Origin of the sequence: Microbacterium sp. C5A9 (assembly GCF_022627955.1) — a bacterium.
GTDB lineage: Bacteria > Actinomycetota > Actinomycetes > Actinomycetales > Microbacteriaceae > Microbacterium.
In genome coordinates this window covers 184,425-209,685 of the sequence record NZ_JABXGD010000002.1, presented here as the reverse complement: position 1 = coordinate 209,685, position 25,261 = coordinate 184,425, and the positions used below count along the sequence as shown (strand labels likewise).

The window sequence follows — 25,261 nt, the reverse complement described above, 5'->3', positions numbered from 1 at the left end:
CATCCGGTTCTATTCATTTGAATGTATCTGAGTCAACGCGGTCAGACCAACTTTATTCCCGGCGGTAGCCTCGGAACATGAACAGCGCCGGCGCCGCACCGACGAGCCCTCCTTCCGGCTCCATCCCGAAGCCTCGTCGGCGGGTCCCGTTCTGGGACAACGCCCGGTTCGCCTGCATCGTCCTCGTGGTGCTCGGCCACGCCATCCAGCGCCTCACGTACGACTCGGACATCGCGCTCGCCGCCTACCTGGCGCTCTACGCGTTCCACATGCCCGCGTTCGCGATCATCTCCGGATACTTCTCGAAGTCAGGATCCCCGACGCGGGTGCAGATGGCACGCGTCATCACGGACATCCTGCTGCCGTACGTCATCTTCGAGACGCTGTGGACCGTCACGAAGTGGCTCGTCGAGGGTCAGACCGACCCCAACTTCACGAAGCCGTCGTGGACGCTGTGGTTCCTGCTCGCGCTCGGCATCTTCCGTCTCGTACTGCCCTACCTCGCGCTGTTGCGCTGGCCCCTGCTCTGGACCGTCATCATCTCGATCGGAGTCGGCTACCTGCCGAACGTCGACAGCACGTTCTCCCTGTCGCGCACGCTGGGGCTCCTCCCGTTCTTCACCCTCGGATGGTGGCTCCGCGAGCACGACATCGTCTCGCGGTTCCGACTCCTCGACTTCCGCCCCTGGTGGGTCAGGACCCTCGCGGCGCTCGTGCTGGCGGTCGCGGGGTTCGCGTCGTGGCGCTGGGTCGATGTGTGGGAACAGCTCGACCTGCGCCATTGGCTCTTCTATGAGGACGCCTACGTCGACCTCGGCGGAGGACAGTGGTGGGCCGGAGGCGTCCGCATCACCCTGATGGTGCTCGCGGTGATCCTCAGCGCGGCATTCTTCGTGCTGGTGCCGCGGGGCACGCACTGGTGGACGACCTTCGGCCAGTACACGATGTACGTCTTCCTGCTGCATTCGTTCGTGCTCTATCCGTTCCGGGAGTCGGGCGCGCTGCGCGACCTGGACCCGACCTGGATCTGGCTTCCGCTCGTGACCGCACTGTCGGTGCTCCTCGCGCTCGCACTCGCGACGAAGCCGGTGCGCAGGCTTCTGCGACCGCTCGTCGAACCCCGGCCCCGCTGGCTGTTCGTCGATCCCGCACTCGCGAGCCGTGAAGGGCACCGGAGCGATCCGACCGGATCGCGTCGTCCGCGCCAGAGCACCGCAGAGGGGTCGACCCGGTGACTCCGGCCGCAGAGGTCCGCGATCTGATCGTGCAGCGGACGGAGGAGACGGGCTTCGGCGCCCACGGCCTGCATGTGCTGATCGGCGATGAGATCGCCGAGCACCGGTGGGCACCCGACGATCGCGAGGAGATCCACTCCGTCGCGAAGGCGCTGTGCGTGCTCGCCGCCGGGATCGCCGCGGACGAGGGTGTCGTGTCGCTCGACGACCGCGTCGTGGATCTGCTTCCGATCCCGCGCCCCGGCGCCGATGTGGACCGGGTCACATTGCGACACCTGCTGACGATGTCGAGCGGCGTCGATCTCCCCTACTCGGAGACGATGATGACCGAGTGGCCCGATCTCGCGGAGGAGTTCCTCAGCCGCCCCTCGCGGGGTCGCGTCTTCCAATACTCGAACGCCAGCACGTACACCGCCATGGCAGCACTCGCCGCGCGGGTGGGCGATGTCGCCGACTACCTCGCTCCCCGTCTGTTCACACCGCTGGGCCTCGACGGGATCAGTTGGGAGCGGAGCCCGCGCGGACGCGTCATCGCCGGCGCGGGTGTCTCGTTGCGCACCGAGGAGATGTCCCGGCTGGGACGCCTGATCCGCGACCGCGGCGAATGGCACGGCGAGCGCCTCGTGTCCGCCGCGGTGATCGACGCGATGCACTCCGCGTGGGTCGTCGCGGGCTCCAGTCCCGGATACGATCGCTACGCGCTCGCGGGGTGGGGCGGACCCGGAGACGGCTGGCGCCTACACGGGGCCTACGGTCAGCTCATCGTGTTCGCGGGTGACGGCGTCGTGACCATCAGCGCCGACGACCACTTCGGCGCTGACGCGATGGCGGCCTACGTCGTCGAGTGCCTCACCCGCTGACGACTCCGCACGAGATCAGGCGAAGAGCGCGGCTCCGACGTACGACCCCGGCGCCGCACCCGGCGGGATCGCCCAGATGCCCGAGCCGACGTGGCGGATGTACTCGTTCATCCGGTCGGTGGCCAGCCGACGCTGCAGGGCGATGAATTGCGCCGGATCGCGCTGATACGACAGGAAGAAGAGGCCGGCATCGAGACGGCCGAGCTCATTGTTGCCGTTGACGTAGTTGAAGCCGCGGCGGAGGATGCGGATGCCGTCGTTCTGATCCGGGTGAGCGAGCCGCACATGCGAGTCGGGGTCGATGCGCGACGATGCGAAGTCCGGCGCGGTGAACTCATCGCCCCCGGACAGCGGGGCCCCTTCACCCTTGTCGCGCCCGATGATGGTGTCCTGCTCCGAGAGCCGGACACGATCCCACGTCTCGATCAGCATCGCGATCTTGCGCGCGACGAGGTACGAGCCACCCGCCATCCAGTCCGGCTCGTCGGATGCCGCCACCCACACATGCTCGTCGAGTGCGGCGACGTCATCGGCGAGGATGTTCGCCGTGCCGTCCTTGAAGCCGAACAGGTTCCGCGGGGTCGCCTGGGCCGAGGTGGTGCGCGAGGTCTTGCCGAAGCCCAGCTGCGACCAGCGGAGCTTGGCACGGCCGAACGCGATCCGGCTCAGATTGCGGATCGCGTGCACCGCCACCTGAGGATCGTCCGCGCAGGCTTGGATGCACAGGTCCCCGTGCGAGGCCTCCGGCACCAGGTCGTCGCCGAGGAAGGGCGGCAGCCGCTCGAGTCCGGCCGGACGGAGCGCGGCGATTCCGTAGCGATCGCCCTCGTCGTTCTCGAACAGACCGGGACCGAACCCGAAGGTGATCGTGAGTCCCGATGCCGGCAGTCCGAAGGCCTCCCCCGTGTCATCCGGCGGCACCTCCGGATCACCGCCGACGGCTCCTGTCGCACTCACCTCGAGCCCCTGCACCATGCGCGAGGCGGCGTACGCCCAATCCTGAAGCAGCGTCACGAGATCGTCGCGATCGGTGCGAGGCATCATGTCGAACGAGGCGAAGTGCAGGTGCTCCTGAACAGGGGTCGTGATGCCTGCCTGGTGAGCGCCGAAGAAGTCGTAGGCGGTGTGCGCATCCGCCTCGGCCCTGGCCCGCCCTATCGCGACTCCCCCGGTGATGCCTGCACCGACGCCGACGGCGAGCGAGGCGACACCCCCGCCGAGAGCAAGTCCGAGCAGGCCGCGTCGGCTGAGTCCGGACGGTGCGGCTGACGCCGACTCCTCGGAGGAGCCGGCGTCAGCGCTGGTCGAGCTTTCGTCCACTGCGTGATCGTCCCGTTCCGGTCAGTCGAGAACCGTGCCGGTGAGCTGCGAGAGCGGTTCGGCGAGCGCGTTGATCAGGTCGGTGAACTCGCGCTTGTCGGCATCCGTGAGGTCGGAGTAGCCGACGAACCCGGCGCTGAGCGATCCGTGCGCAGCCAGCGACGCCTCGAGCGCGGTGTAGCCGCCCTCGATCTCGGTGACGAGAGCCTCACCCTCATCGCCCTGGGCGGAGGCGAAGTCCTGCACCAGCGAGAACGCCATCTTGGATCCTTCGACATTCGCCGCGAAATCGTAGAGATCGGTCCCGGACCACCAGTCCTCCTCGCCCGAGATCTTGCCGGTCGCCACCTCATCGAGCAGCGCGATCGCGCCGTTGGAGATGCCTGCGATCCCCTGATCGTCGAGTGCGGTCGTGAAGTCGTCCGAGTGGACGTAGTCGTAGAGCTCCTGCACGTCGGCGAGAAGCTGGTCGCCGTAGCCGACGCGCTCGTCGGCGGTCGACGGCGCCCAGTCCTGCCACGCCGGAGTCTCGCCGTCGGCGTTCAGCGCGTCCTGCGCCGGAACCCACAGGTCCTTCTCGATGCGGTGGAAGCCCGTCCAGTCGAGCTCCTCGGCCACGGCGTCGACCTCGCGGTAGTCGATGCGCGGGTCGAGCGTGCCGAGGGCCTCGGCAACCGGCTCGATGCGCTCGTAGAAGGCGCGCGTCTGCGGGAAGAGCGCGCGGGCGGCCTCATCGTCGCCCGCCTCATACGCGGCGACGAAGTCCTCGACCGAGGGGACCAGCTGGCCGACCTGATCTTTCACGAATGCGGCGTACAGGTCGACGGCCTGCTGCTTCTGCTCGGCGTCCTCCCCCGCGACGGCGACCCTGTCTCCGGTGACCGTGAACTCCGACTTTCCGACGCCCTCGCCGATCATCCCCGGCTTGCACAGCGTGTAATAGGTGCCGGGCTGGGCGACCACGGTGAGAGTGCGCGAGGCCGACGGGGCGATGTTCTCGACCTCGCCGACGATGCGGAGTCCGTCTTCGGCGAGCAGATAGAACTCCGAGGTCTGGCCGCTGTCGTTCACGACGTCGAACGTGAGGGTCCCGCTCTTCGCGGTGGCACCCGAGACGTCGCATGCGGAGTCGGTCGACGAGACGTCGAACGCGGCGCCGGCGGCGACGTCGCTCTTGGCGACGCAGCCGCTCAGGACGAGCGCGGCTGCCCCCGTGGCTGCGACGACACCGAGGATTCGGCGAGAGGTGTTCATGCTGCTCCTTGCTGGGTGAGTGCGGATGCCGACGGGCTCTGCCCTGACGAGGCCGGCTTCGGCGATGTGGGGGTCCGACGGGCACGGAGCCCCCGGACGAAGAAGAACCCGACGACGACCAGGTACAGCGTCCACGCCGTCACCTGCAGCCAGGTCATGCGCGGCATGAAGCCGAGCGTCGCCTGAAGGATCGTCGCGAGAGCCCCGTCGGGGGCGATGGCGCTCGTCACGTCGAAGGCCCAGCCGAAGGGGAACGCGGCCCAGCCCAGCGCCACCGCGCCCGTGGCGGCGTCGAGGGGGGCGGCGGTCGTGAACGGTCCGGGAAGCGCTCCGGCCTCCTGGAGGTCCATGATCGCGTAGGCGAGCACTCCGGCGGCGACGATCACGAGGAAGCCGCTCGTCCAGGCGAAGAAGCGACGGAGGTCCAGCCGCACCGCCCCGCGGGCGAGCAGCCATCCGATGACGACGGCCGCGAGAAGACCGAGAACCGCCCCGAGCAGAGCCGAGGGGGCGTCCCCGAACGACTGCACCATCGACCAGAGCAGGAGCGTCGTCTCGATGCCCTCGCGGGCCACGGAGACGAAACCGATCGCGATCAGCGCCCAGATGCCGCCGTCGGTGAGCGCCCGATCGAGACCCCCTTCGAGGGTCGCCTTCATCGTGCGTCCGGCCTTCTGCATCCAGAAGATCATCCACGTGACCATGCCGACGGCCAGCAGCGACAGCAGACCGCCGATCAGCTCCTGCGCCTCGAACGTGAGCGAATAGGCGCCGAAGGTGAGGACCGCGCCGATGCCGAGCGCGAGCACGACGGCGAGGGCGACGCCCGTCCAGAGCCGGGGCAGCGCATCACGCCGCCCCAGTCGTCGCAGATATGCCACGAGGATGCCGACGACGAGCGCGGCTTCGAGGCCTTCGCGGAGACCGATGAGGAAAGTGGCGAGCACGGACCGAAACTCTCTGAGTGCGACTGAGGTAAGGCATTCCTTACCTCCGAGAGATTACCACCAGATCGACGACGTTCCGGAATACGCGCAGCGGAAGCGGCAGCGGTAATCCGACGCAACACTCGGCCACGCGGCGCCGGAGTCGATCTACGCTCGGTGAATGGCTGATCTCTCGCTCCCCATCCTCGACCTGTCCCAGCTCGACGCCGGCCCCGAGGCCGCCGCGCGGTTCCGCGACGAACTGCGGGCAGCCACGCACGACGTCGGCTTCTTCTACCTGACCGGCACCGGCATCTCCCCCGAGCTCGAAGCCCGCCTGCACCGCGCGGCGCTGGACTTCTTCGCCCTCCCCGAGGAGGACAAGCTGGCGATCGAGAACGTCAACAGCCCGCACTTCCGCGGTTACACCCGCATCGGAGGCGAGCGGACACAGGGCAAGGTCGACTGGCGCGAGCAGATCGACATCGGCCCCGAGCGCGAGCCGATCGACGGCGGCCCCGCATTCAACCGACTCGTCGGCCCCAACCTCTGGCCCGCCGCGCAGCCCGAGCTCAAGGCCGTCGTCACCGAGTGGCATGACACCCTGACCGAGATCGCACGCAAACTCCTGCGCGCGTGGGCGCTCACGCTCGGCGCACAGGAGTCGTACTTCGACGAGCCTTTCCGCGATCCGTCGACCCTGATCAAGATCGTCCGCTACCCGGGCACCCACGAGCCGGAGCCCCAGCAGGGTGTCGGCGCGCACAAGGACTCGGGCGTGCTGACCCTTCTCTGGGTCGAGCCGGGCAAGGGCGGCCTGCAGGTGGAGCGCAACGGCGAGTGGGTGTCGGCTCCGCCCGTCCCCGGAGCCTTCGTGGTCAACATCGGCGAGCTGCTGGAGTACGCGACCGGCGGCTACCTCAAGGCCACCAATCACCGGGTGATCTCCCCCCAGGCACCGGACGAGCGCATCTCGATCCCGTTCTTCTTCAACCCGGCGCTCGACCAGCAGCTTCCTCTGCTCGAGCTTCCTGCGGACCTGGCAGCCGAGGCGACCGGCATCACCGAGGACCCGAGCAACCCCATCCACGCGACCTACGGCGAGAACGCGATGAAGTCGCGCCTTCGGGCCCACCCCGATGTGGCTGCGATCCACCACCCGGACCTGGTCGGCGCGACCGCCTGACTCGAGTCACAACGCCGGGCCGCCTCCGAGCGCGACGATCTCGCGCAGCGCCTGGAGGTGGCCGGCGAAGGCCGCGCGACCGGCCGCGGTCGAGTGGACCCACGTGCGCGGGCGACTCCCGAGGCTGCCTTTCCGTGCGACGACGTAGCCTGCGGCCTGGAGATGCGCGATGGCCTTGCTCAGCGGCGAGTCACCGCACTGGAGGATCTCGCGCAGAGTCGCGAAGTCCAGCTCGATCCCCTCGCCGAGCGATGCCAGGACGGAGAACCGGATCGGCGATGCGAAGTTGTCGTCGAGCCGCGTGCGCGGGTGCGGAACGGACGGAGTGTCAGTCACGCAGATCACGTCCGGGGACGAACGAGACCGCGGTGAGCAGAGCGACGATCCCCAGACCGCTGAGCGCGCCGACGACGACCGGAACCTCGTCGAGCAGCACGACCAGCGATAGCGCGCAGGCCGATGCGGCGAAGGCGGTGACGTGAGGCCAGCGCCATGACGCGCCGACCGTGGGAAGGCCCATCTCCGTGCGCGCGGCCGCGATCCACGCGACCAGCATCAACACGACGAGCAGGGCCAGGACGCTGGTGAGCACGCCGTCCGGTGCGGCACCGAGCGCGGTCAGCACGCCGACGGCGACACCGACGAGGACGGTCCCCCAGCGCGCGCCGCGCGGAAGCGGAACGGGATGCGGTCGTGGAGGGCGTGTGCCTCCGGATGCCCGAGCGAGCTGCACCACTCCGTAGCCGCCGAACCCGATGAGCACGAGCGCGCCCGGGAGCCACATGCCGGCCGCCGGGAATTCCGGATCCCAGACCACGAAGCCGAACACGACGATCGCCGTGACCGTCAGCACGCCGCCGGCGAGCAGCAGCGGCCATCGGGACGCCGTCAGGCGCCACTGCATCCCGTTGCGCTGAGCCATGCCGCTCGCCAGCTGCCCCCACAGGAGGAAGCTGAAGAGGATGACCTGACTCGTCCCCGCGCCGTCGCCGCGCAGGGCCGCAACCATCGCGACGAGGTATGCGGCGGTGATCACGGCATTCGCGATGTGCAGCCTCGCCAGCGCCCGTCGGTCGACGACATGACCGCGGCGACTCACCACGGCATCCGCCTCGTCGAGATAGCGCTGGGCGATGTCAGCGCTCGGCGGCGCGAGCGCCTCCTGTCCGTGGACCGGCTTCTGCTCCATCGTCTGACCTCCGATCACTTTCCTTTAGGAAAGCTCATTACTTTCCTAATGGAAAGCGAGCAGAAGATCAACCCCCGGACATGATGAAGGCCGCCCCACACCTGGGACGGCCTTCTCAAGAATGTTTTGCGCGATTGTACGCTGGGGCGCTCTGCGTTATCGGCGGAGACCCAGGCGTGCGATCAGCGAGCGGTAACGCTCGATGTCGACGCTCTGGAGGTAGCCGAGCAGACGACGGCGCTGACCCACGAGCAGGAACAGCCCACGACGCGAGTGGTGGTCGTGCTTGTGCTGCTTCAGGTGCTCGGTGAGGTCCTTGATGCGCTGCGTCAGCATCGCGGCCTGCACCTCGGGGGATCCGGTGTCACCGGGGTGCGTCGCGTACTCTTCGATGATCGCCTTCTTGACGTCTGCTTCCAGTGCCATAGATTCGATCCCCTCTCTGCTTGTTGCGCGGCGCCCGACGCCTGATGCGAGGGCTCTCTTTATCCGCGGCCGATCAAACGGCAACCTGACGAGTCTACCAGGCACTCACGGGCTCGGGTGACACAGAGAACCCCGAGCCCGTGAGGGCCCGGGGTTCTCGAGAAGCGGAGCCGATCAGTCCTGCTGCAGAGCGCCCTGCAGGTCGAGGCTGATGGTGACGTCCTTGCCGACGAGCACGCCGCCGGTCTCGAGCGCGGCGTTCCACGTCAGACCGAAGTCCTCACGGTTGATGACGGTCTTCGCCGACGCGCCGGCCTTGTAGTTGCCCCACGGGTCGGACCCGAAACCGCCGAAGTCGAGCTCGAAGCTGACAGGCTTGGTGATGCCGCGGATGGTCAGGTCGCCATCGACGAAGAGTTCGCCGTTCTCGGCACGGGCGCCGGTCGACACGAACTCCATGGTCGGGAAGTTCTCGGTGTCGAAGAAGTCACCCGACCGCAGGTGCTGATCGCGCCCCTCGTCCTTCGTGTCGATGGACGTGACGTCGACGCTCGCCTCGACGCGAGCCTCGAGCGGGTTCTCCGGGGCGATCAGCGTGGCGCTCTTGACACCGAAGGTGCCGCGCACCTTCGAGATCATCATGTGGCGCACGCTGAACGTGACCTCGCTGTGGGAGGGGTCGAGAACCCAGGTGCCTGCGCGGTAGCCGGGAATGTCGATGCTGGTCATTGTTTCTCCTCTGGAGAGATCAGCCGCATGTGCGGCGACGGATGAGGGGCCGTGTTCACGGCGTCACACGGAACAACTTACATGCACACGCATATATTCCCCTGAGCGCCTCTTTTCTTCCCCGGGGACGACGAAGGCGCCGAGCCTCATCGGCTCGGCGCCTTCCCGGTGGATCCGCTCAGCCGACCGCGACGAGGTCGATGATGAAGATCAGGGTCTTTCCGGAGAGGAAGTGGCCGCCACCGACGGGGCCGTAGGCGAGGTGCGGCGGGATGACGAGCTCACGGCGTCCGCCGACCTTCATGCCGGGGATGCCGTCCTGCCACCCCTGGATCAGGCCGCGGAGCGGGAACTGGATGGTCTCGCCGCGCCCCCACGAGGAGTCGAACTCCTCGCCGGACTCGAACTCGACACCGGCGTAGTGCACGGTCACGGTGTCGCCGGGCTTCGCCTCGGTGCCGTCTCCCTCGATGATGTCGCGGATCACGAGCTCCGCGGGAGCGGGGCCGGCGGGGGCGTCGAACTCAGGCTTTGTGCGATCAGTCATGTCTTCCATCCAACCGGAGCCCGGTACCTCGGTCAACGCGGGCACGCCTGCTCACAGCGAACACGTCACCCCGTCTGCGGGCAGCGCCCGTCGCGAGAAAGTCTTGACAGAGGGAAGAGCCAGGTGCACCCTGTTCTTAGACCAACTCAGCGCCCGGTAGACATGCAGGCATCGCCGCAGCACCGGGCGCTGAGTCTGTCTTCGGGTGGGTCTGTCCCCCGTCGGTGGCCCCGCTTCCGGGGTCAGTAAGCGAGCAGCGCTGCCCTCGTCGCGCGCGTACGCGCCAGCAGCGCCTGCTCATCGGCGGGAGCCATCGGGTCTCGCCCCGTGACGGCACGCTGGCGGACGGACGCGAGCATCGTCGCATCCTTGATGAACTCGCGCATGAGCGGTCGACGGTCGCCACGCAGCTGCGACGCCCAGCGGAGCCCCGTCTTGCGACCGGACGGTGTCGCGAGCATGACGACCTCTTCGGGAGTGAACCAGCCCGCGGCCGCGTACTCCCCGAGCCGGGCCCGCGTCAGTCGAGCCTCCTCGCGCCGCAGCGCGACGATGCCGAGGATGAAGCCGACGAACAGCGGGACCTGCAGCACGAAGTACAGCAGGAAGAAGTTGGCGAACGACGATCCGTTCCAGAGCGCGTGCAGGACGATCGCGCCGAGCAGGCCGACCAGCCCCGCTCCCAGAACACGACCGGTCGATGCATGACGCCGCGCTGCGAGCCCGATCGCGAGACCCGTGAGCGAGGTGAACATCGCATGGGCGAACGGCGACATGATGGCTCGGAGGATGAAGGTGACGGTGAGCTGCCCGCTGCCGCCCTCGATCAGGCTGATCGCGAAGTACTGGATGTTCTCGGTGAACGCGAAGCCCGCCCCCACCAGCGCGCCGTAGACGACGCCGTCGACCGGACCGTTGAACGACCGGCGGGCGATCAGGAAGACGATGAAGACGCCGACGCCCTTCCAGAGCTCCTCCACGATGGGAGCCTGGATGACGGCGCTCGCCACCTCGCCCCGGTAGCCGAGCACGAGCGTGAGACCGAGATCGACGAGGAGCGTGAGACCGACGGCGGCGATCGCCCCCCAGGCGACCGCGAAGAACACGAGCGACTTGGGCTCCGGCTCCCACCTGTCGATCATGCGGACGACGAGGAACACGATCGCGAGCGGCACCAGTGCCAGGACCAGACCGACGACGGAGGCGAAGGTGCCGAGGAACAGACCGAAGTACGCGATCAGTCCGAGCATCAGCAGCCCGAGGACGGCGAAGAGCACGTACAGGGTGACACGGCCGCCGCGGTGACCGGCGGGCAGGGCGGGAAGTCCCGGAGACGGTGCGGGTGCCACGGGGGCGGGCGGCGAGTACGCCGTCGGCTGCGCGAGCATCGACGCGTATCCGGGGTGCGAGGAGTACTGGGACGGCGTGTAGCTCGAGCGGGCGTACTGCTCGGCCGAGTACTGCGGCGGCTGTTGAGCGGGCGGGGGCGTGTACGGCGACGGCTGGGACGGACCTCCGGAACTCATAGGAACGAGCATATTGGCTAGACGCCCGATCGCAGAGGTCAGGCCGCTTCCTCCCGCCATAACCTCGCGGCACCGGATAGCGTAGGAGCATGCGGTTCGCTCATCTGCGTCGTGCCGACTCCACCGTTGCGAATCTCGCAGTGGTGGAGGGCGCCGACGCCATCCTCGTCTCCGATCTCCTCTCCGACCCACCTGCGACTCTCCAGCAGCTGATCGAGGGCGGCGAGCCGATGCTCGACGCCCTGCGCTCGGCACTGTCGGAGGGAGCCGCGCCGCGGCACCCGCTCGACGGCTGGACCTTCGCCTCGGCGGTCATCGCTCCCCCGGCCGTGCTGGCCGTCGGCCTCAACTACGCGGCGCACTCCAGCGAGCTGGGCCTGAAGACCGACACGGCCCCGACGGTGTTCACGCTCTGGCCGAACTCGCTCACCGGGCACGAGCAGACCACGTCGTGGCCGCGGTCGCTCAGCGAGGCCGTCGACTACGAAGCCGAACTGGGCGTGCTGATCGGCGCGCCCGCGAAGGACGTCACCGAAGACGACGCCCTGTCGCATGTCTGGGGCTATACCGTCGTCAACGACATCACCGCTCGCAACGTGCAGTTCTCCGAGGCTCAGTGGTCGCGATGCAAATCGTTCGACGGATTCAGCCCGACGGGACCTTTCGCCGTCACCGCCGATGAGATCGTCGACCCGCAGGATCTGCACATCTGGGCCGTCGTCGACGGGCAGACCGTGCAGGACGCCAGCACGGGCCAGATGGTGCGATCGGTCGCGACACTGATCGCCCACCTCTCCCAGTCGCTCACGCTGCTTCCGGGAACGCTGATCTCGACGGGCAGCCCCGGAGGCGCCGGGTACTCCCGCGACCCGCAGATCTTCCTCCGCGACCATTCCACAGTCACCGTGGGGATCGACGGCATCGGAGAGCTCACCACCCACTGCCGGGTGCTCGACTGACCCGCACCCTCATCGACGACGACGGCCCCGGCGAAGATCGCCGGGGCCGTCGTGGTGTTCCGATCAGATCTCGATGAGATCCTCCGAGGCGATCACCGGAATCGCCGCCGTGACGGCTTCGAGTCCCGACAGGCGGGCGGGCGAGAGCTGCTTGCTGACCTCGTCGCGCGACATCAGGCCGGCCTCGACGACGAGGTCTGCGACGTTCCGGTTGGTCAGGAGAGCGGTCTTCGCCAGTGCGGCCGCCGCCGCGTAGCCGATGAACGGCGTCAGAGCGGTGATGACTCCGACCGAGGCGCCGACCATCGCGCCCAGACGGTCGCGGTTCGCCGTGATCCCGTCGACGCAGTTGACGCGCAGGGTCCACATGGCCTGACGCATCCACGTGATCGACTGGAAGATCGAGTGCGCGATGACCGGCTCGAAGGCGTTCAGCTGCAGCTGCCCCGCCTCGGCCGCCATCGTCACGGTCATGTCCGCACCTGCGACCGCGAAGGCGACCTGGTTCACGACCTCGGGGATGACAGGGTTGACCTTGCCGGGCATGATGCTGGAGCCCGCCTGCATGGCCGGGAGGTTGATCTCGCCGAAGCCTGCCTGCGGCCCCGACGACAGCAGACGGAGGTCGTTGCAGATCTTCGACAGCTTCATCGCGTTGCGCTTGAGCGTCGAGGAGAACGACATGAAGGACCCGGTGTCGCTGGTCGCCTCGACGAGGTCGCCGGCGGTGACCAGGTCGAGCTGTGTGATCTCCCGGAGGTGCTTGAGCACGGCGGGAGCGTAGTCGATGTGGGTCGTGATGCCCGTACCGATCGCGGTCGCGCCCATGTTGATCTCGAACATCAGGGACGCGTTCTCGGTGAGGCGGGTGTGGTCGTATCCGAGAGTCGTCGCGAAGCCGTGGAACTCCTGACCGAGGGTCATCGGCACGGCGTCCTGCAGCTGGGTGCGGCCGACCTTGAGCACGTCGTGGAACTCGTGCGACTTGTGCAGGAAGGAGATCCGCAGAAGGTCGAGCTCCTCGAGCAGGGAGCGGAGAGTGAGCGAGAGACCGATCTTCACCGCGGTCGGGTAGACGTCGTTGGTCGACTGGCTGCGGTTCGTGTGATCGATCGGCGACAGGTAGGCGTAGTCGCCCTTCTCCCGCCCGGCCATCTCGAGCGCGATGTTGGTGATGACCTCGTTCGCGTTCATGTTCGTCGAGGTACCCGCGCCGCCCTGGATGACGCCGACCGTGAACTGGTCGTGGAACTCGCCGTCGATCACGCGCTGCGCGGCACGATCGATGAGATCGGCCCGCGCGGGGTCGAGCACGCCGATCTCGCGGTTCGCTCTGGCGCTCGCCTGCTTGACCATCGCGAGCGCGATGACGAGATCCGGATAGACGGAGATCGGACGCTTCGTGATGGGGAAGTTCGCGTCGGCGCGGGCGGTGTGGATACCCCAGTACGCGTCGGCGGGGATCTCCATACTCCCGAGAGAATCGGTCTCGGTGCGGGTGGGAGCGGGCGCGGCAGAAGCCATGTCACATCCTTGTGGGTAGTGGCGAGTGTGGACTGCGGGGGATGCCAACAGTCTACGCCCGGGCGCATGCACCGCCGGGGATACGACCGCGCGTCACCGTTTGCGCGAGAACGCCTCGAGCCGCTGCTCGGGACTCAGCGCGGCCATCCGGTCGATCCATTCCTGCGAGAAATGATCGCCGGTGGGCGCGTCGACCACCGGCACCACCGTGTGCGTGATCGTGTCCGGTCGGACGTGCACGAGCTGGAACGCCTGAGCCGCGTCCATGCCGTTCACGTCCGCCGCCGGACGTGCGACGTTCATCGTGTAGCAGGTCGCGGATGCCACACTCACGGGGATGCCCGCGAACATGCCGTGCGCGGAGTAGTGCAGATGCCCGGCGAGGATGCCGCGGACGTCCGTGCCGCGGATCACGGCGGCGAGCTCGTCCTGGTGCTGCAGCTCGAGGATGTCGAACAGCGGCACATGGCTGGGGACGGGTGGGTGGTGCATCGCGAGCAGGGTGCCGTGCGGAGCGGGCTGGCTGAGCACCTCCGCGAGCCACCCGAGCTGGTCGTGGTCGAGGTCTCCGTGATGCCACCCCGGCACGCTCGTGTCGAGGGCGATCAGGCGCAAGCCAGCGAGATCCCACACACCGGTCACGGGTTCGTGAGTCGGCGCCTGATCGAGGAGCTCCTGTCGCAGCGCTGGCCGCTCGTCATGATTGCCCGCCACCCACACGATGGTCGTGCCGAGCGCCTCGACGACCGGTTCGACAGCCGAACGAAGGCGTCGGTAGGCGTCGGGCTCCCCCAGGTCGGCGAGGTCGCCGGTGACGACGATCGCGTCAGGATCCGGGTGCACCGAGGTGATGGCCTCGAGCGTGCGGGCGAAGGTGGATTCGACGTCGTAGCGACCGCCGAGCTTCGCTCCGCCGGCGAGGTAGTGCGGATCGCTGACGTGGATGATGACATGGGACGGCGACTCGTGACGGCCGAAGACGGGAGAACTGCCGGGGGTGGCTGGCATGGCTCCAGCCTAGAGCGCGATGCGCGACCCCGTGCAGCCCCGGCTCAGTGACCGACCACGATGATCAGGATGCCGATGACGACCGCCACCGCGCACAGCGCGAAGCAGCCGTAGGCGCCGAACAGAGCGAGCCGCTTCTGCGCGTCGGTGAGAGGACTCTTCCGCGCGGCTTTCGCGGCCTGCTTGGCCGCGCGCTTGAGCTCCTTCTCGGTGATCACGGTGATCGCATCCGTGAACTCCGCGGGGCTCACGACCGGCGCATGGCCGCTGCGCACCAGGAGCCGCAGGCCGAACGCATAGAAGGTCACTACCGCGCATGCGCCGAGCAGGGCAGCGATGAAGACCTGGACGAACGCGCCCCAGTCGATGTCGACGCTCACTTGGAACCCTCGCTGCTCGTCGTGTCGGAATCCGCAGGCGCGGTGGAGCCGGCCGAACCGTCGCCCGACTGCTTCTTGGTGCCCTTGCCGCTCTTCGCAGCGGACTTCGCCTCGGCCTCTGCCCTGGTGCGCGCCTTCGCCTCTTCACGAGCGGCCGCACGCGCCTTGGCCTCGGCCTTGGCCTGCGCGACCCGCTGCTGACGACGCGTGGGCGGCGGGCTGTCGGGCAGGTCGATCGCCAGACCCGATTCCGCGACATCGCTCATCGCGTTGGCGGAGGTCACCGCATCCTTGCGCGAGCGCAGGAAGAGCCCGATGATCACCGCGAGCGCGAGGACCGCGTCGATCGCGATGCCCCAGAGTCCGAGCCACGTGATGAGCAGCGCCGCGAACGCGCCGACGGCGCCGGCCGCGGGCAGCGTCAGGAGCCAGCCGATCGCGATGCGCCCGGCTGTCCGCCAGCGGACCGTCGATCCCCGACGCCCGAGACCGGAACCGATCACCGAGCCGGAGGCCACCTGCGTCGTCGACAGCGCGAAGCCGAAGGCGCTCGAGGCGAGGATGGTCGCGGCCGTCGAGCTCTCGGCGGAGAAGCCCTGTGCGGGCTTGACCTCGGTCAGACCCTTGCCCAGCGTGCGGATGATGCGCCATCCGCCGAGATACGTGCCGAGTGCGATCGTGACCGCACACGCGATGATCACCCAGAGATAAGGATCGGCCTGCTCGCTGTTCTGCCACCCCACGGTGATGAGCGCGAGCGTGATGACGCCCATCGTCTTCTGCGCGTCGTTCGTTCCGTGCGCGAGCGCCACGAGCGACGACGTGAAGATCTGTCCCCAGCGGAACCCGTCGCGACCGTCGGGCTTGCCGTCGTATCGCCTGGTGATCGAATAGGCGAGCTTGGTGGCGGCGAAGGCGATGATGCCGGCGGTCAGCGGGGCGATGAGCGCGGGCAGGATGATCTTCGAGAGCACCATGCCGAAATCGATGCCGGCGACTCCGACGCCGACCAGCGTCGCGCCGATGAGTCCGCCGAACAGGGCGTGGGACGAGCTCGAGGGCAGACCGAGCAGCCAGGTCAGCATGTTCCAGGTGATCGCGCCGATGAGCCCGGCGAAGATCATCGGCAGGAACGCATCGCCTTGGATCGTGTCCTCGCGGATGATGCCGTGCGAGACGGTCTTGGACACCTCGGTCGAGAGGAACGCCCCGACGAGGTTCAGGACGGCTGCGAGCAGAACCGCCGTCTTGGGCTTGAGCGCGCCGGTGGCGATGGGAGTGGCCATCGCGTTCGCCGTGTCATGGAACCCGTTGGTGAAATCGAAGAAGAGTGCCAGGAGAATAACCAGCACGACGATGAGGGCTGCGGTTTCCACCGTTCGCTTTCGGTCGTTGAGGAAAAGGAAGGTGTCGACGGGATCGACGTGACGAACGAAGAGTTCACCGTGGGTTTGACTTCCGTTAACCGGCCCCGGTAAATCCTCCCACCCGGCCGGGTGCCGGTCAACTCGACCTCGACTAGCGTGGGATGCGTGACTGATGCCCCGATCGCTGCACGACGTTCGACCCTCCGCACCCACCACGGCGACACCTTCGACGATCCGTACGAATGGCTGCGCGACAAGGAATCCGCCGAGGTGATCGCGCACCTCGAGGCCGAGAATGCGCACACAGAGGCCGAGCTCGACCACCTCGCCGATCTCAGGGAGACGCTGTTCCAGGAGATCAAGGGTCGCGTGCAGGAGACCGACCTCTCCGTCCCCACCCGGCGCGGCGACTGGTGGTACTACAGCCGCACCGAGGAGGGCGCGCAGTACGGCATCCACTGCCGCACTGCAGCCGCCGCAGAGGACTGGACTCCCCCGGTACTGGAACCCGGCGTCCCGGTCCCCGGTGAGGTCGTGCTGCTCGACGGCAACGCCGAGGCCGAGGGGCACGAGTTCTTCTCGCTCGGCGCATTCGACACCTCCGACGACGCGACGAAGCTGCTCTGGTCGACCGACTTCGAGGGCGACGAGCTCTACACCGTGCACGTGCGCGACCTCTCGACCGGTGAGGCTCTCGCCGATGAGATCCCGAACACGGCAGGCGCGTTCTTCACACCCGACGGAACAGGAATCCTGTACACGACGCGCGACGACGCGTGGCGTCCGGAGACTCTCTGGCTCCACCGCCTCGGAACCCCCGTCTCCGAGGACGTGAAGCTGTTCCACGAGCCCGATGAGAAGTTCTGGCTCGGCGCCGGGATCACCCGCAGCCGCCGCTACCTGGTGATCGCGGTCGGGTCGAGCATCACCAGCGAGGAGTACCTGGTCGATCTGACCGGAGACCTCACCGTGACTCCCCAGGTCGTCTGGCCGCGGCGCGAGGGCGTCGAGTACTCCCTCGAGCATGCCGTGGTCGACGGCGAGGATCGCCTGTACATCCTGCACAACGACGACGCGCTCGACTTCGAGCTCGTGTCGGTCTCCGCATCAGACCCCCAGGGTCCGCGTCGCGTGGTGCTTCCGCACGAGCCCGGACGCCGACTGCTCGGCATGGATGCGTTCCGTGATTTCGCCACGGTCGAGTACCGTCGCGAAGGGCTCGAACGCGTCGGGATGCTCGACTACGCGACGGATGCCGTCGAGGACATCGTCTTCGACGAGCCCCTGTACTCGGCCGGCGTCAGCGGCAACCCGGAATGGCACTCGCCGTTCCTGCGCCTCGGCTACACGTCGTTCGTGACCCCCGGCACCGTGTACGAGCTCGATCTCGCCACTCGCGAGCTCGTGCTGCGCAAGCAGGTCGCGGTGCTCGGCGGATACGATCCCCAGGAGTACGGCCAGGAGCGCGCCTGGGCCACAGCATCCGACGGCACCCGCGTGCCGATCTCGCTCGTCTGGAAGCGCTCGTTCGGCGCCCCCGGTGCCGCACCCCGCCCGGTGCACCTCTACGGCTACGGGTCGTACGAGCACTCGATCGACCCCGGCTTCTCGGTCGCACGTCTCTCCGAGCTCGACCGCGGCATCGTGTTCGCCGTCGCCCACGTGCGCGGCGGTGGGGAGATGGGCCGCCAGTGGTACGAGGACGGCAAGCTGCTCCACAAGCGCAACACCTTCACCGACTTCATCGCCTGCGGCGAGCACCTCGTCGAAACCGGCGTGACGACGCCTGAGCTCCTCGTCGCCGAGGGAGGCAGCGCCGGCGGGCTGCTCATGGGAGCGGTGACCAACCTCGCGCCCGAGCTGTTCGCCGGGGTCCTCGCGGCCGTCCCGTTCGTCGACGCACTCACCACGATCCTCGACCCGTCGCTTCCGCTCACCGTGGTGGAGTGGGATGAATGGGGCGACCCGCTGCACGGCGCGGACGTCTACGAGTACATGAAGTCCTACTCCCCCTACGAGAACGTGCGCGACGGCGTCGAGTACCCGCGCATCCTCGCCGTCACGTCGCTCAACGACTCCCGTGTCATGTACGTCGAGCCCGCCAAGTGGGTCGCCGCGCTGCGCGTCGCGGGCGCGAAGGACGTGCTGCTGAAGTGCGAGATGGTCGCCGGTCACGGTGGCGTCAGCGGGCGCTACAACTCGTGGAAGGAACGCGCCTTCGAACTCGCGTGGCTGCTCGACACGGTCGGGCTCGCCGAGAGCTGATCCGGCGCGCCGGACGCCAGGTGCCGGTGAGCACCCGTGGCACTGGCGATCCGGGAGTCGGCGCTCGAGCATCGGCTGCCCGATGCGGAGATTGGTGAGCGCGTCACCTGGCAGGGGTCACGCGCTCACCGACTCACGGATGTCGCATCGCGTCTGTCGCATACCGGCCGGACGACCGAATTCGTTCTTCTGATGCGAGCGATCGGAGTGGTGCAGCGAGACTCAGCCGAAGAGCGCGGCGGCCTCGTCGTAGCGGCTGCGCGGAACGGTGTTCAGCTCCCCGAGAGCCTCCGCGAACGGCACGCGCACGATGTCGGTGCCCTGCATCGCCACCATCTGCCCCCACGCGCGGTCCATGATCGCGTCGGCGGCGTGGAGTCCCAGTCGCGTCGCGAGCACGCGGTCGAACGCCGACGGCGAGCCGCCGCGCTGGATGTGACCGAGGATGGTGGCCCGCGTCTCGATGCCGGTGATGCGCTCGATCTCGGGAGCGAGCTGGTCGCCGATGCCGCCGAGACGGGGGCGGTTGAAGGCGTCGAGCCCCTTGTCGCTGTACGCCTCGTCCATTCCCTGAAGAGTGAACCCCTCGGACACGACCACGAGCGGTGCGCGTCCTCGGTCATGGGCGCTGGTGACCAGCGCCGCGATCTCGTCGAGCGTCTGAGGCACTTCGGGGATCAGGATGGCGTGCGCGCCCGCGGCCATGCCCGCGTGCAGAGCGATCCATCCGACATGCCGGCCCATCACCTCGGCGACCATGCAGCGCTGGTGCGAGTCGCCCGTGGTGCGCAGCCGGTCCATGGCATCGGTGGCGATGTTGACGGCCGTGTCGAAACCGAACGAGTAGTCCGTGGCGCGCAGGTCGTTGTCGATCGTCTTGGGGACGCCGATGACGTTGATGCCGTCCTTCGCGAGGCGGTCGGCGGCGGCCAGTGTGCCCTCGCCGCCGATAGCGATGATCCCGTCGATCCGGTGGCCGTACAGCGTCTTGGCGATGTTCTCGGCTCCTCCGCGCTCACCCTCGTAGGGGTTGGTGCGGCTCGTACCGAGAATCGTTCCGCCGACCTTCGACAGGCCCTTCACCTCGTGACGCGTCAGCGGGAAGAAATCCCCGTCGACCACGCCGCGCCAGCCGTCGCGGATTCCCACGAACTCGACGTCGTAGGTGGTGGTGCCCTTCAGCACGATTCCGCGGATGACCGCGTTGAGTCCGGGGCAGTCGCCGCCGCTCGTCAGGATGCCGATCTTCATGCTTGCCTCAGACGGTCAGGGAAAAGGGGGAACAGGCGACACTGCCTGCGATCGACACTAGCGCCCGGGCCGAGCGGGCGCCATTCGAGACGACGAAAATCGCGGATCTTGCGATCGATCGGCGACGATTCGCCGGTTGTTCAGGAAATCGACCTCCTCACGCAGAAATCGGCGTCAAGAACACAGGTTCTTAACGCCGATTCCGGATCCGATGTCAGGCCGTGCCGAGCGCTTCCCGCAGCAGATGCATCAGTGCGCCGAGCTGCACCGGCTCGGCGGCGACCTCGTCGAGGGCTTCGCCGTCGAGCGCCCGAGCCGCAAGGCCCTGCTTCTGATCGATGAGCTCGGCGATCTTCGCGTCGACCGTGTGAGCGGCGATGATGCGCCACGCGGTGACGGGCTCGTCCTGTCCGATGCGATGCACGCGGTCGATCGCCTGCGTCTGCTCGGCCGCGGTCCAGGAGAGCTCCGCGAGCACCACGTTGGATGCCGCCTGGAGGTTGAGCCCGACTCCGGCCGCCGTGAGCGAGCAGACGGCGATGCCGACGCCGGGGTCACCGTTGAAGTCGTCGATCGCCTGCTGCCGGGCTGTCGAGGACTGATCGCCCCTGATCGAGACCGAGCGGATGCCCGCCGAGGCGAAGTGCGCCTCGGCCTGGTCCATGACGTCGATGTGCTTGGCGAAGAAGACGACCTTGCCGACCGAGCGCTGCAGCTGAGCCGCGTAGTCGGCGGCGAGGTGGGCTTTGGCCTGACCGATGCGACGCACCATGGTGAAGACGTTGTCTCCGCCGGTGCCTGCGGCCTTCGACTCCTCGAGCTCGTTCTGCGCCACGAGACGAACGATGTCCTCATCGATCTCGCCCGCAGCGACGCGCGAGGATCCTGTCGAGGCCGAACGGGCATCGACGATGCGGCGGTAGCGAGCGGCGAGCCGCTCGCCCAGCTCGCGTTCCGCCTGGCGGATGCCGCGACCGAACTCGTCGTCCAGCTGCACCGGCAGATCGGCGATGAGCTTGTCAGGCAGGTCGGCGGCGACATCCTTCTTCTTGCGCCGCACGATCCCCATGGAGATCACCGCATCCCGTGCCTCGGGATAGAACGCCTTGTCGGCGGGCGTGAGGCCGGTCGCATCGAGCTTCTCCATGAGCTCGGGGCCCGGCTTCTCCCCCGTCGTCCAGTCGAGGAAGCGCCAGATCGCGTCGAAGTCCTCGACATCGTTGATCAGCGGCGTCCCCGTGAGCGCGAGCAGCAGCGGCTTGCCGCCGGGAGTGCGCTCTCGCACCCGCGAGGCGAGCGTGAGCACGTTCTGCGAGCGCTGAGAGTTCAGGTTCTTGATGAAGTGCGCCTCATCGACGACCATTCCGCGCAGACCGATCGAGGCGAGCCACGACATGTGCCGGTCGAGGATCTCGTAGTTCACGATGAAGACGTCGGCGAAGGCGTCGATGTCGCTGCCGTCGCCCTGGATCACAGTCGCCCGACGCTGCGGCGTCCACCGCTCCACCTCGCGCGCCCAGTTCATCTTCACGACGTTCGGCACGACGACGAGCAGCGGGTAGGCCTCTGCGACCGAGGCGGCGAGCACCGACTGCGCGGTCTTGCCGAGTCCGGGCTCGTCAGCGAGGAGGAAGCTCCGGTGACCGGCGCGGACCGCTTCGAGGAAGCGGGACTGGTGCACCATGATCTCGAGGCCCTTGGGCGACAGGTGGTCGTACTCGGGCGCGGGCGGCAGATCCATGCTCGCCGCCGAGCCCCCTGCGCCGGTCTCGAACGCCTTGTACAGGGGGCCCATCAGCTCCCAGCCGTCCAGACGACGGCGAGGAGTGGTGGCCGCCCGCGGGGTGAGGTCAGGGGCGAGGAACGGGTTGGCCAGCTGACGCGCCTCGACCGAGGGGGGCGTGACCTGACGCTCGGCGATCGCCGCCGGAACCACGGGCATCTGGACCGGCGCGATGTCGGCGATGATCAGCTCCTCGGGAGCGAGCTCCGCGCCGGATTCCAGCAGCCAGTCGCGCCGCATGCGCTTCGCGACCGGCGACGTGGCCTGGTCGGCCTCGAGGAGCTGGATCAGCGAGGTGTCGCGCGCCGCAGTCTTGGCGAGGATCGTCGCCACGCCGTCGAGGCGCTTGAGCAGTTCCGCCCGCGCGCCGTCCGCGATCTCGGAGTCCGCCTTCACGCGTGCGCGCTCCTCGCGGACGAGGAAAGCGATCACCTGGAACTTCACGCGATTGGTCGGCCCCAGCTTGCCTCGCTGCGACTTCGCCTCGATCTCGCGGACCTTGCGCGCGAGGATCGGGATCAGCGGTGCCTCGTCGTCGCGACGAGATGTCTTCTTGCGCCGTGTGGCGGCGGTTGCCGTGGTCGGCATGCTCCTCCTGAGCGTGAAGGCCGGGGCATCCCTGGGATGCGACGACCGTTCTCGATGTCCGCGTGTGGCGTGAGCCAGGACCGTACGAACAGTGGTTCCGGTTCCCGACGATGCGCGAAACGACGCGCGAAGATCATCGGCAACCGTTGCTCATACTACGCCATGGCGCCGAAAGGACGCTGAATCCGTCGCGGAGAGTTGGGACGTTGTTCAGGCGCCACGCGGCGCGAGGACGCGCTCGGCATCGGTGACGTCGGCCGCCATCTGCGACATCAGCTTCTCGACGCCCTCGAACGCGACCATGCCGCGCAGGCGCTCGACGAACTCCACGGTGACGTCGTGGCCGTAGAGATCCAGCTCGGTCTCGCCCAGCACATGCGCCTCGACCTGACGCTCGAGCACGTCGTCGAACGTGGGGTTCGTGCCGACGGAGATGGCCGCGGGGTGCCGGAGCCCGGTCGCATGATCGTCCAGCCATCCGGCGTACACGCCGTCGGCAGGGACGAAGGAGTCGACGGAGGCGGAGAGATTCGCGGTCGGGAACCCGAGCTCCCTCCCCCGCTTCAGTCCGTGCACGACCTCGCCGCGGACGTCGACGTTCCTGCCCAGGACGCGGGCAGCGGTGGTCACGTCGCCGGCGATCAGCAGTTCACGGATCCATGTGGAGGAGACTCGTCGGTCCGAGCCGTCGAGGAAGACGTCGTCGACGACCTCGACCTCGAAACCGTGGAGCGGCCCGAGCTCGCGGAGCAGCGCAGGGGTGCCCGCCCCGCCACGCCCGAAGCGGAAGTCCTCGCCCACGAGGACCGTCGACACGTGCAGGGCGCCGACCAGGATGTCGGCGACGAAGTCCTCGGCGCTTCGCGACGCGAGCTCCGCATCGAAGGTGAGGACCAGCGTGGCATCGAGCTCGAGCTCGCCGAGGAGTTCGAGCTTGCGCTCGACCGTGACCACGTTCTCCGGGCAGCGGTTCGGGCGGAGCACGGCGAGCGGGTTGCGGTCGAAGGTCACGGCCACGGAACGCTCACCGGTCTCGGCAGCCTTCTCTCTCAGCCTGCGGATCACTGCACGGTGGCCCGCATGGACCCCGTCGAACTTGCCGATCGCGACGACCGAGGGACCGAAATCGGCCGGAACATCGCGCGGATCGCGGAAGACGATCACGCCTTCACCTCGATGCGCTCTCCGGCGGGTTCGGAGCGCGCGGGCCGGTGGGTGCGAAGCCACCAGATGCCGAACACCGGAAGCACGAGCGGGATGAACAGATAGCCGCGGCCGAACATCGACCACACGGTGTCGTGCGGGAAGAGCTCGGGGAGGAAGATGCTGAGCGCCCCGACGACGACGACGCCCGTGAGCTCGAACACGATCGCGATCCACGCGACCGTGTACCACCCTCTCTTCGACGCGAGCACCAGCGCGAGCGTGGCGAGCACGTACACCGCGGCGGCGAGGGCCGACAGCGAGTACGCGAGCGGCGCCTCGTCGAACTGGCGGAAGATCTGCACGAAGCTTCGCCCTGTCGCGGCGAGGGCCATGACGGCGTAGACAATCACGAGGACACGGCCGATGCCGGTCATCCGAGAGGAGGAGACGGAGGTGCTCATAGCTCCATACATTCTAGGCGCGGCCCGAGCGTGGCGGATCCGCCCTGCCCGGTGACGGTCACGCGATCTGGACGGTCCAGATGACGTGCATGCGCCACACCATGATCGCCACCGCCACCGCCGCAACCCCCAGGATCACCGTGCTCCATCTGCTGCGTTCCATGAGCGCCCAGAGCACGGCGCCGACGGGCAGCAGCACCGCGGAGACCAGATACACCCAGTACTCGAGGAGGTCGCCGGTGGGCGGGTTGCCGGCGAACGGTGCCACGATCGCCGCGACGACCTGCACGATCAGAAGGAGCTCGACGAGCGCGAGCGCACCCACCGAGTAGTCGCTCGGGCGGCGCCCGACGAGTCCGAGCACGAGGCAAAACAGCCCCGCGGCGACGGCGACGGAGACCTGCACGATGGTCAGCCACAGGATCATCGCGACGACTCCGGCATGTTCATGGCGCTCTTGAGGTCCGCCCCGCGCTTCTCGACGACGCCGACCAGGACCCCGTCCTCGTCGACCGCGGCGGCATGTGCGCCGTGCAGACGAGTGGCCTGCCCCTCGAGGCGCTTGCCGTGCCGCAGATCGGTGGCCTCCGCTGCCGAGACGTCGAGGACATCCAGCACACGGGCAGCCGCCTGTGCAGGAGTCATCAGCGCCGCGTCCACGAGCTCGTCGATGTCGACGGCATCCGCCACGTCGAAATTCCCGACCCGTGATCGTCGGAGTGCGGTGAGGTGACCCCCGACGCCGAGATCTGCGCCGAGGTCACGAGCGAGCGAGCGGATGTAGGTGCCCGAGGAGCAGTCGACGACGACGTCGAGATCGATGAAGCCGGAGCCCTGTCGCTGAGCGAGCACGTCGAACCGCGAGACGGTGACCTCACGCGCGGCGAGCACGACCTCCTCCCCCTCGCGAACCCTGTCATAGGCACGGCGTCCGTCGACCTTGATCGCCGAGACCGAGCTCGGCACCTGCGAGATCACCCCGGTGAGCGCGCTCACACCCGCGGCGATGCCGTCCGCGGTCACCGCGCTCCAGGCGTCGTCCGAGGCGCGGGTCAGGATCTCTCCGTCTGCATCATCGGTGTGGGTGGTCTGTCCCAGTCGGATCGTCGCCTGGTAGGTCTTGTCCGCTCCGACGACATACGTGAGCAGACGGGTCGCGCCTTCGACGCCGATCACGAGCAGCCCCGTGGCCATCGGGTCGAGCGTTCCGGCGTGACCGACCTTCCTGGTGCCGAGCGCTCGACGGGTGCGAGCGACCACATCGTGGCTGGTGAGTCCAGCCGGCTTGTCGACGAGAAGGATGCCGGGTGAGACCATCTCTCCAGCCTACG

General features: G+C 68.1%; 24 protein-coding genes. 5 read left to right on the top strand and 19 right to left on the bottom strand.

Features of this window, described 5'->3' with window-relative positions; translation table 11 throughout:
- The first annotated feature begins 77 nt into the window (after positions 1-77).
- Both HWD99_RS04135 and HWD99_RS04130 read left to right on the top strand, forming a co-directional pair.
- Positions 78-1,235: an acyltransferase family protein gene (locus tag HWD99_RS04135; RefSeq protein ID WP_241794981.1), complete on the top strand. Its 1,158-nt coding sequence runs from the start codon at positions 78-80 to the stop codon at positions 1,233-1,235.
- Positions 1,232-2,095 (top strand): serine hydrolase, encoded by an 864-nt coding sequence (locus HWD99_RS04130; protein ID WP_241794980.1) that lies wholly within the window; start codon positions 1,232-1,234, stop codon positions 2,093-2,095. Before HWD99_RS04135 ends, HWD99_RS04130 begins: the two co-directional genes overlap by 4 nt.
- A gap of 15 nt (positions 2,096-2,110) precedes the next feature.
- Here the strand turns inward: HWD99_RS04130 and efeB are convergent, their stop codons facing one another.
- Genes efeB through efeU form a run of 3 tightly spaced genes read right to left on the bottom strand, consistent with a single transcriptional unit; the run spans position 2,111 to position 5,616 of the window.
- Positions 2,111-3,415, bottom strand: coding sequence for an iron uptake transporter deferrochelatase/peroxidase subunit (efeB, locus tag HWD99_RS04125; protein ID WP_241794979.1), 1,305 nt, complete (start codon positions 3,413-3,415; stop codon positions 2,111-2,113).
- A 21-nt stretch (positions 3,416-3,436) separates the two neighbouring features.
- Entirely contained in the window at positions 3,437-4,669 is a 1,233-nt protein-coding gene (gene efeO, locus HWD99_RS04120) for an iron uptake system protein EfeO (protein WP_241794978.1), read from the bottom strand.
- Positions 4,666-5,616 (bottom strand): iron uptake transporter permease EfeU, encoded by a 951-nt coding sequence (efeU, locus tag HWD99_RS04115; RefSeq protein WP_241794977.1) that lies wholly within the window; start codon positions 5,614-5,616, stop codon positions 4,666-4,668. Before efeU ends, efeO begins: the two co-directional genes overlap by 4 nt.
- Positions 5,617-5,776: 160 nt before the next feature.
- Between efeU and HWD99_RS04110 the strand changes: the two genes are divergently transcribed.
- Complete coding sequence (locus tag HWD99_RS04110; protein WP_241794976.1) at positions 5,777-6,781, top strand: isopenicillin N synthase family oxygenase; 1,005 nt, start codon at positions 5,777-5,779, stop codon at positions 6,779-6,781.
- A gap of 6 nt (positions 6,782-6,787) precedes the next feature.
- Here HWD99_RS04110 and HWD99_RS04105 read toward each other — a convergent pair whose 3' ends face one another.
- From HWD99_RS04105 to HWD99_RS04080, 6 genes are all read right to left on the bottom strand, one after another.
- On the bottom strand, positions 6,788-7,117 hold the full coding sequence (locus HWD99_RS04105) for a transcriptional regulator (RefSeq protein WP_241794975.1): 330 nt from the start codon (positions 7,115-7,117) through the stop codon (positions 6,788-6,790).
- Complete coding sequence (locus HWD99_RS04100) at positions 7,110-7,970, bottom strand: hypothetical protein (protein WP_241794974.1); 861 nt, start codon at positions 7,968-7,970, stop codon at positions 7,110-7,112. The genes HWD99_RS04105 and HWD99_RS04100 overlap by 8 nt, the downstream gene beginning before the upstream one ends.
- Before the next feature lie 156 nt (positions 7,971-8,126).
- Entirely contained in the window at positions 8,127-8,396 is a 270-nt protein-coding gene (gene rpsO, locus HWD99_RS04095) for a 30S ribosomal protein S15 (RefSeq protein WP_241794973.1), read from the bottom strand.
- Positions 8,397-8,570: 174 nt separating this feature from the next.
- A complete protein-coding gene (locus HWD99_RS04090; RefSeq protein WP_241794972.1) occupies positions 8,571-9,125 on the bottom strand; it encodes a YceI family protein in 555 nt (184 codons plus the stop codon).
- Between the two features lie 178 nt (positions 9,126-9,303).
- Positions 9,304-9,672, bottom strand: a complete 369-nt coding sequence (locus HWD99_RS04085; protein WP_241794971.1) for an FKBP-type peptidyl-prolyl cis-trans isomerase — start codon at positions 9,670-9,672, stop codon at positions 9,304-9,306.
- Positions 9,673-9,914: 242 nt separating this feature from the next.
- On the bottom strand, positions 9,915-11,198 hold the full coding sequence (locus tag HWD99_RS04080) for a PrsW family intramembrane metalloprotease (RefSeq protein WP_241794970.1): 1,284 nt from the start codon (positions 11,196-11,198) through the stop codon (positions 9,915-9,917).
- A gap of 89 nt (positions 11,199-11,287) precedes the next feature.
- Between HWD99_RS04080 and HWD99_RS04075 the strand changes: the two genes are divergently transcribed.
- Positions 11,288-12,157: a fumarylacetoacetate hydrolase family protein gene (locus tag HWD99_RS04075; protein ID WP_241794969.1), complete on the top strand. Its 870-nt coding sequence runs from the start codon at positions 11,288-11,290 to the stop codon at positions 12,155-12,157.
- 63 nt (positions 12,158-12,220) lie between these two features.
- Here HWD99_RS04075 and HWD99_RS04070 read toward each other — a convergent pair whose 3' ends face one another.
- From HWD99_RS04070 to HWD99_RS04055, 4 genes are all read right to left on the bottom strand, one after another.
- Entirely contained in the window at positions 12,221-13,681 is a 1,461-nt protein-coding gene (locus HWD99_RS04070; RefSeq protein WP_241794968.1) for an aspartate ammonia-lyase, read from the bottom strand.
- Positions 13,682-13,774: 93 nt separating this feature from the next.
- Complete coding sequence (locus HWD99_RS04065) at positions 13,775-14,689, bottom strand: metallophosphoesterase (RefSeq protein ID WP_241794967.1); 915 nt, start codon at positions 14,687-14,689, stop codon at positions 13,775-13,777.
- A gap of 44 nt (positions 14,690-14,733) precedes the next feature.
- On the bottom strand, positions 14,734-15,069 hold the full coding sequence (locus tag HWD99_RS04060; RefSeq protein WP_241794966.1) for a peptidase: 336 nt from the start codon (positions 15,067-15,069) through the stop codon (positions 14,734-14,736).
- The gene (locus tag HWD99_RS04055; protein ID WP_241794965.1) at positions 15,066-16,445 is read right to left on the bottom strand and encodes an inorganic phosphate transporter; all 1,380 of its coding nucleotides are present in this window, start codon (positions 16,443-16,445) and stop codon (positions 15,066-15,068) included. The genes HWD99_RS04060 and HWD99_RS04055 overlap by 4 nt, the downstream gene beginning before the upstream one ends.
- 156 nt (positions 16,446-16,601) lie before the next feature.
- Here HWD99_RS04055 and HWD99_RS04050 point away from each other — a divergent pair, with 156 nt between their 5' ends.
- On the top strand, positions 16,602-18,701 hold the full coding sequence (locus HWD99_RS04050) for a S9 family peptidase (protein ID WP_241794964.1): 2,100 nt from the start codon (positions 16,602-16,604) through the stop codon (positions 18,699-18,701).
- A gap of 222 nt (positions 18,702-18,923) precedes the next feature.
- On the opposite strand, the gene HWD99_RS04045 is transcribed toward HWD99_RS04050, so the two are convergent.
- The 6 genes from HWD99_RS04045 to truB all read right to left on the bottom strand — a co-directional run bounded on the left by HWD99_RS04045 (position 18,924) and on the right by truB (position 25,247).
- Positions 18,924-19,952 carry an ATP-dependent 6-phosphofructokinase gene (locus tag HWD99_RS04045; protein WP_241794963.1) on the bottom strand — a complete coding sequence of 343 codons (1,029 nt, stop codon included), beginning with the start codon at positions 19,950-19,952 and terminating at the stop codon, positions 18,924-18,926.
- A 214-nt stretch (positions 19,953-20,166) separates the two neighbouring features.
- Positions 20,167-22,323: a DEAD/DEAH box helicase gene (locus tag HWD99_RS04040; protein ID WP_241794962.1), complete on the bottom strand. Its 2,157-nt coding sequence runs from the start codon at positions 22,321-22,323 to the stop codon at positions 20,167-20,169.
- A 210-nt stretch (positions 22,324-22,533) separates the two neighbouring features.
- Positions 22,534-23,487, bottom strand: coding sequence for a bifunctional riboflavin kinase/FAD synthetase (locus HWD99_RS04035; RefSeq protein ID WP_241794961.1), 954 nt, complete (start codon positions 23,485-23,487; stop codon positions 22,534-22,536).
- Positions 23,484-23,903: a hypothetical protein gene (locus HWD99_RS04030; RefSeq protein WP_241795432.1), complete on the bottom strand. Its 420-nt coding sequence runs from the start codon at positions 23,901-23,903 to the stop codon at positions 23,484-23,486. Before HWD99_RS04030 ends, HWD99_RS04035 begins: the two co-directional genes overlap by 4 nt.
- Before the next feature lie 85 nt (positions 23,904-23,988).
- A complete protein-coding gene (locus tag HWD99_RS04025) occupies positions 23,989-24,357 on the bottom strand; it encodes a hypothetical protein (RefSeq protein WP_241794960.1) in 369 nt (122 codons plus the stop codon).
- The gene (gene truB / locus HWD99_RS04020; RefSeq protein ID WP_241794959.1) at positions 24,354-25,247 is read right to left on the bottom strand and encodes a tRNA pseudouridine(55) synthase TruB; all 894 of its coding nucleotides are present in this window, start codon (positions 25,245-25,247) and stop codon (positions 24,354-24,356) included. Before truB ends, HWD99_RS04025 begins: the two co-directional genes overlap by 4 nt.
- Positions 25,248-25,261 lie beyond the last annotated feature (14 nt).

Coding starts and splice junctions, on each gene's coding strand:
- HWD99_RS04135 (WP_241794981.1), top strand. CDS start 78: ATGAACAGCGCCGGCGCCGCACCGACGAGCCCTCCTTCCGGCTCCATC.
- efeO (WP_241794978.1), bottom strand. CDS start 4,669: ATGAACACCTCTCGCCGAATCCTCGGTGTCGTCGCAGCCACGGGGGCA.
- HWD99_RS04110 (WP_241794976.1), top strand. CDS start 5,777: ATGGCTGATCTCTCGCTCCCCATCCTCGACCTGTCCCAGCTCGACGCC.
- HWD99_RS04100 (WP_241794974.1), bottom strand. CDS start 7,970: ATGGAGCAGAAGCCGGTCCACGGACAGGAGGCGCTCGCGCCGCCGAGC.
- rpsO (WP_241794973.1), bottom strand. CDS start 8,396: ATGGCACTGGAAGCAGACGTCAAGAAGGCGATCATCGAAGAGTACGCG.
- HWD99_RS04090 (WP_241794972.1), bottom strand. CDS start 9,125: ATGACCAGCATCGACATTCCCGGCTACCGCGCAGGCACCTGGGTTCTC.
- HWD99_RS04085 (WP_241794971.1), bottom strand. CDS start 9,672: ATGACTGATCGCACAAAGCCTGAGTTCGACGCCCCCGCCGGCCCCGCT.
- HWD99_RS04080 (WP_241794970.1), bottom strand. CDS start 11,198: ATGAGTTCCGGAGGTCCGTCCCAGCCGTCGCCGTACACGCCCCCGCCC.
- HWD99_RS04075 (WP_241794969.1), top strand. CDS start 11,288: ATGCGGTTCGCTCATCTGCGTCGTGCCGACTCCACCGTTGCGAATCTC.
- HWD99_RS04070 (WP_241794968.1), bottom strand. CDS start 13,681: ATGGCTTCTGCCGCGCCCGCTCCCACCCGCACCGAGACCGATTCTCTC.
- HWD99_RS04065 (WP_241794967.1), bottom strand. CDS start 14,689: ATGCCAGCCACCCCCGGCAGTTCTCCCGTCTTCGGCCGTCACGAGTCG.
- HWD99_RS04045 (WP_241794963.1), bottom strand. CDS start 19,952: ATGAAGATCGGCATCCTGACGAGCGGCGGCGACTGCCCCGGACTCAAC.
- HWD99_RS04040 (WP_241794962.1), bottom strand. CDS start 22,323: ATGCCGACCACGGCAACCGCCGCCACACGGCGCAAGAAGACATCTCGT.
- HWD99_RS04030 (WP_241795432.1), bottom strand. CDS start 23,903: ATGACCGGCATCGGCCGTGTCCTCGTGATTGTCTACGCCGTCATGGCC.
- HWD99_RS04025 (WP_241794960.1), bottom strand. CDS start 24,357: ATGATCCTGTGGCTGACCATCGTGCAGGTCTCCGTCGCCGTCGCCGCG.
- truB (WP_241794959.1), bottom strand. CDS start 25,247: ATGGTCTCACCCGGCATCCTTCTCGTCGACAAGCCGGCTGGACTCACC.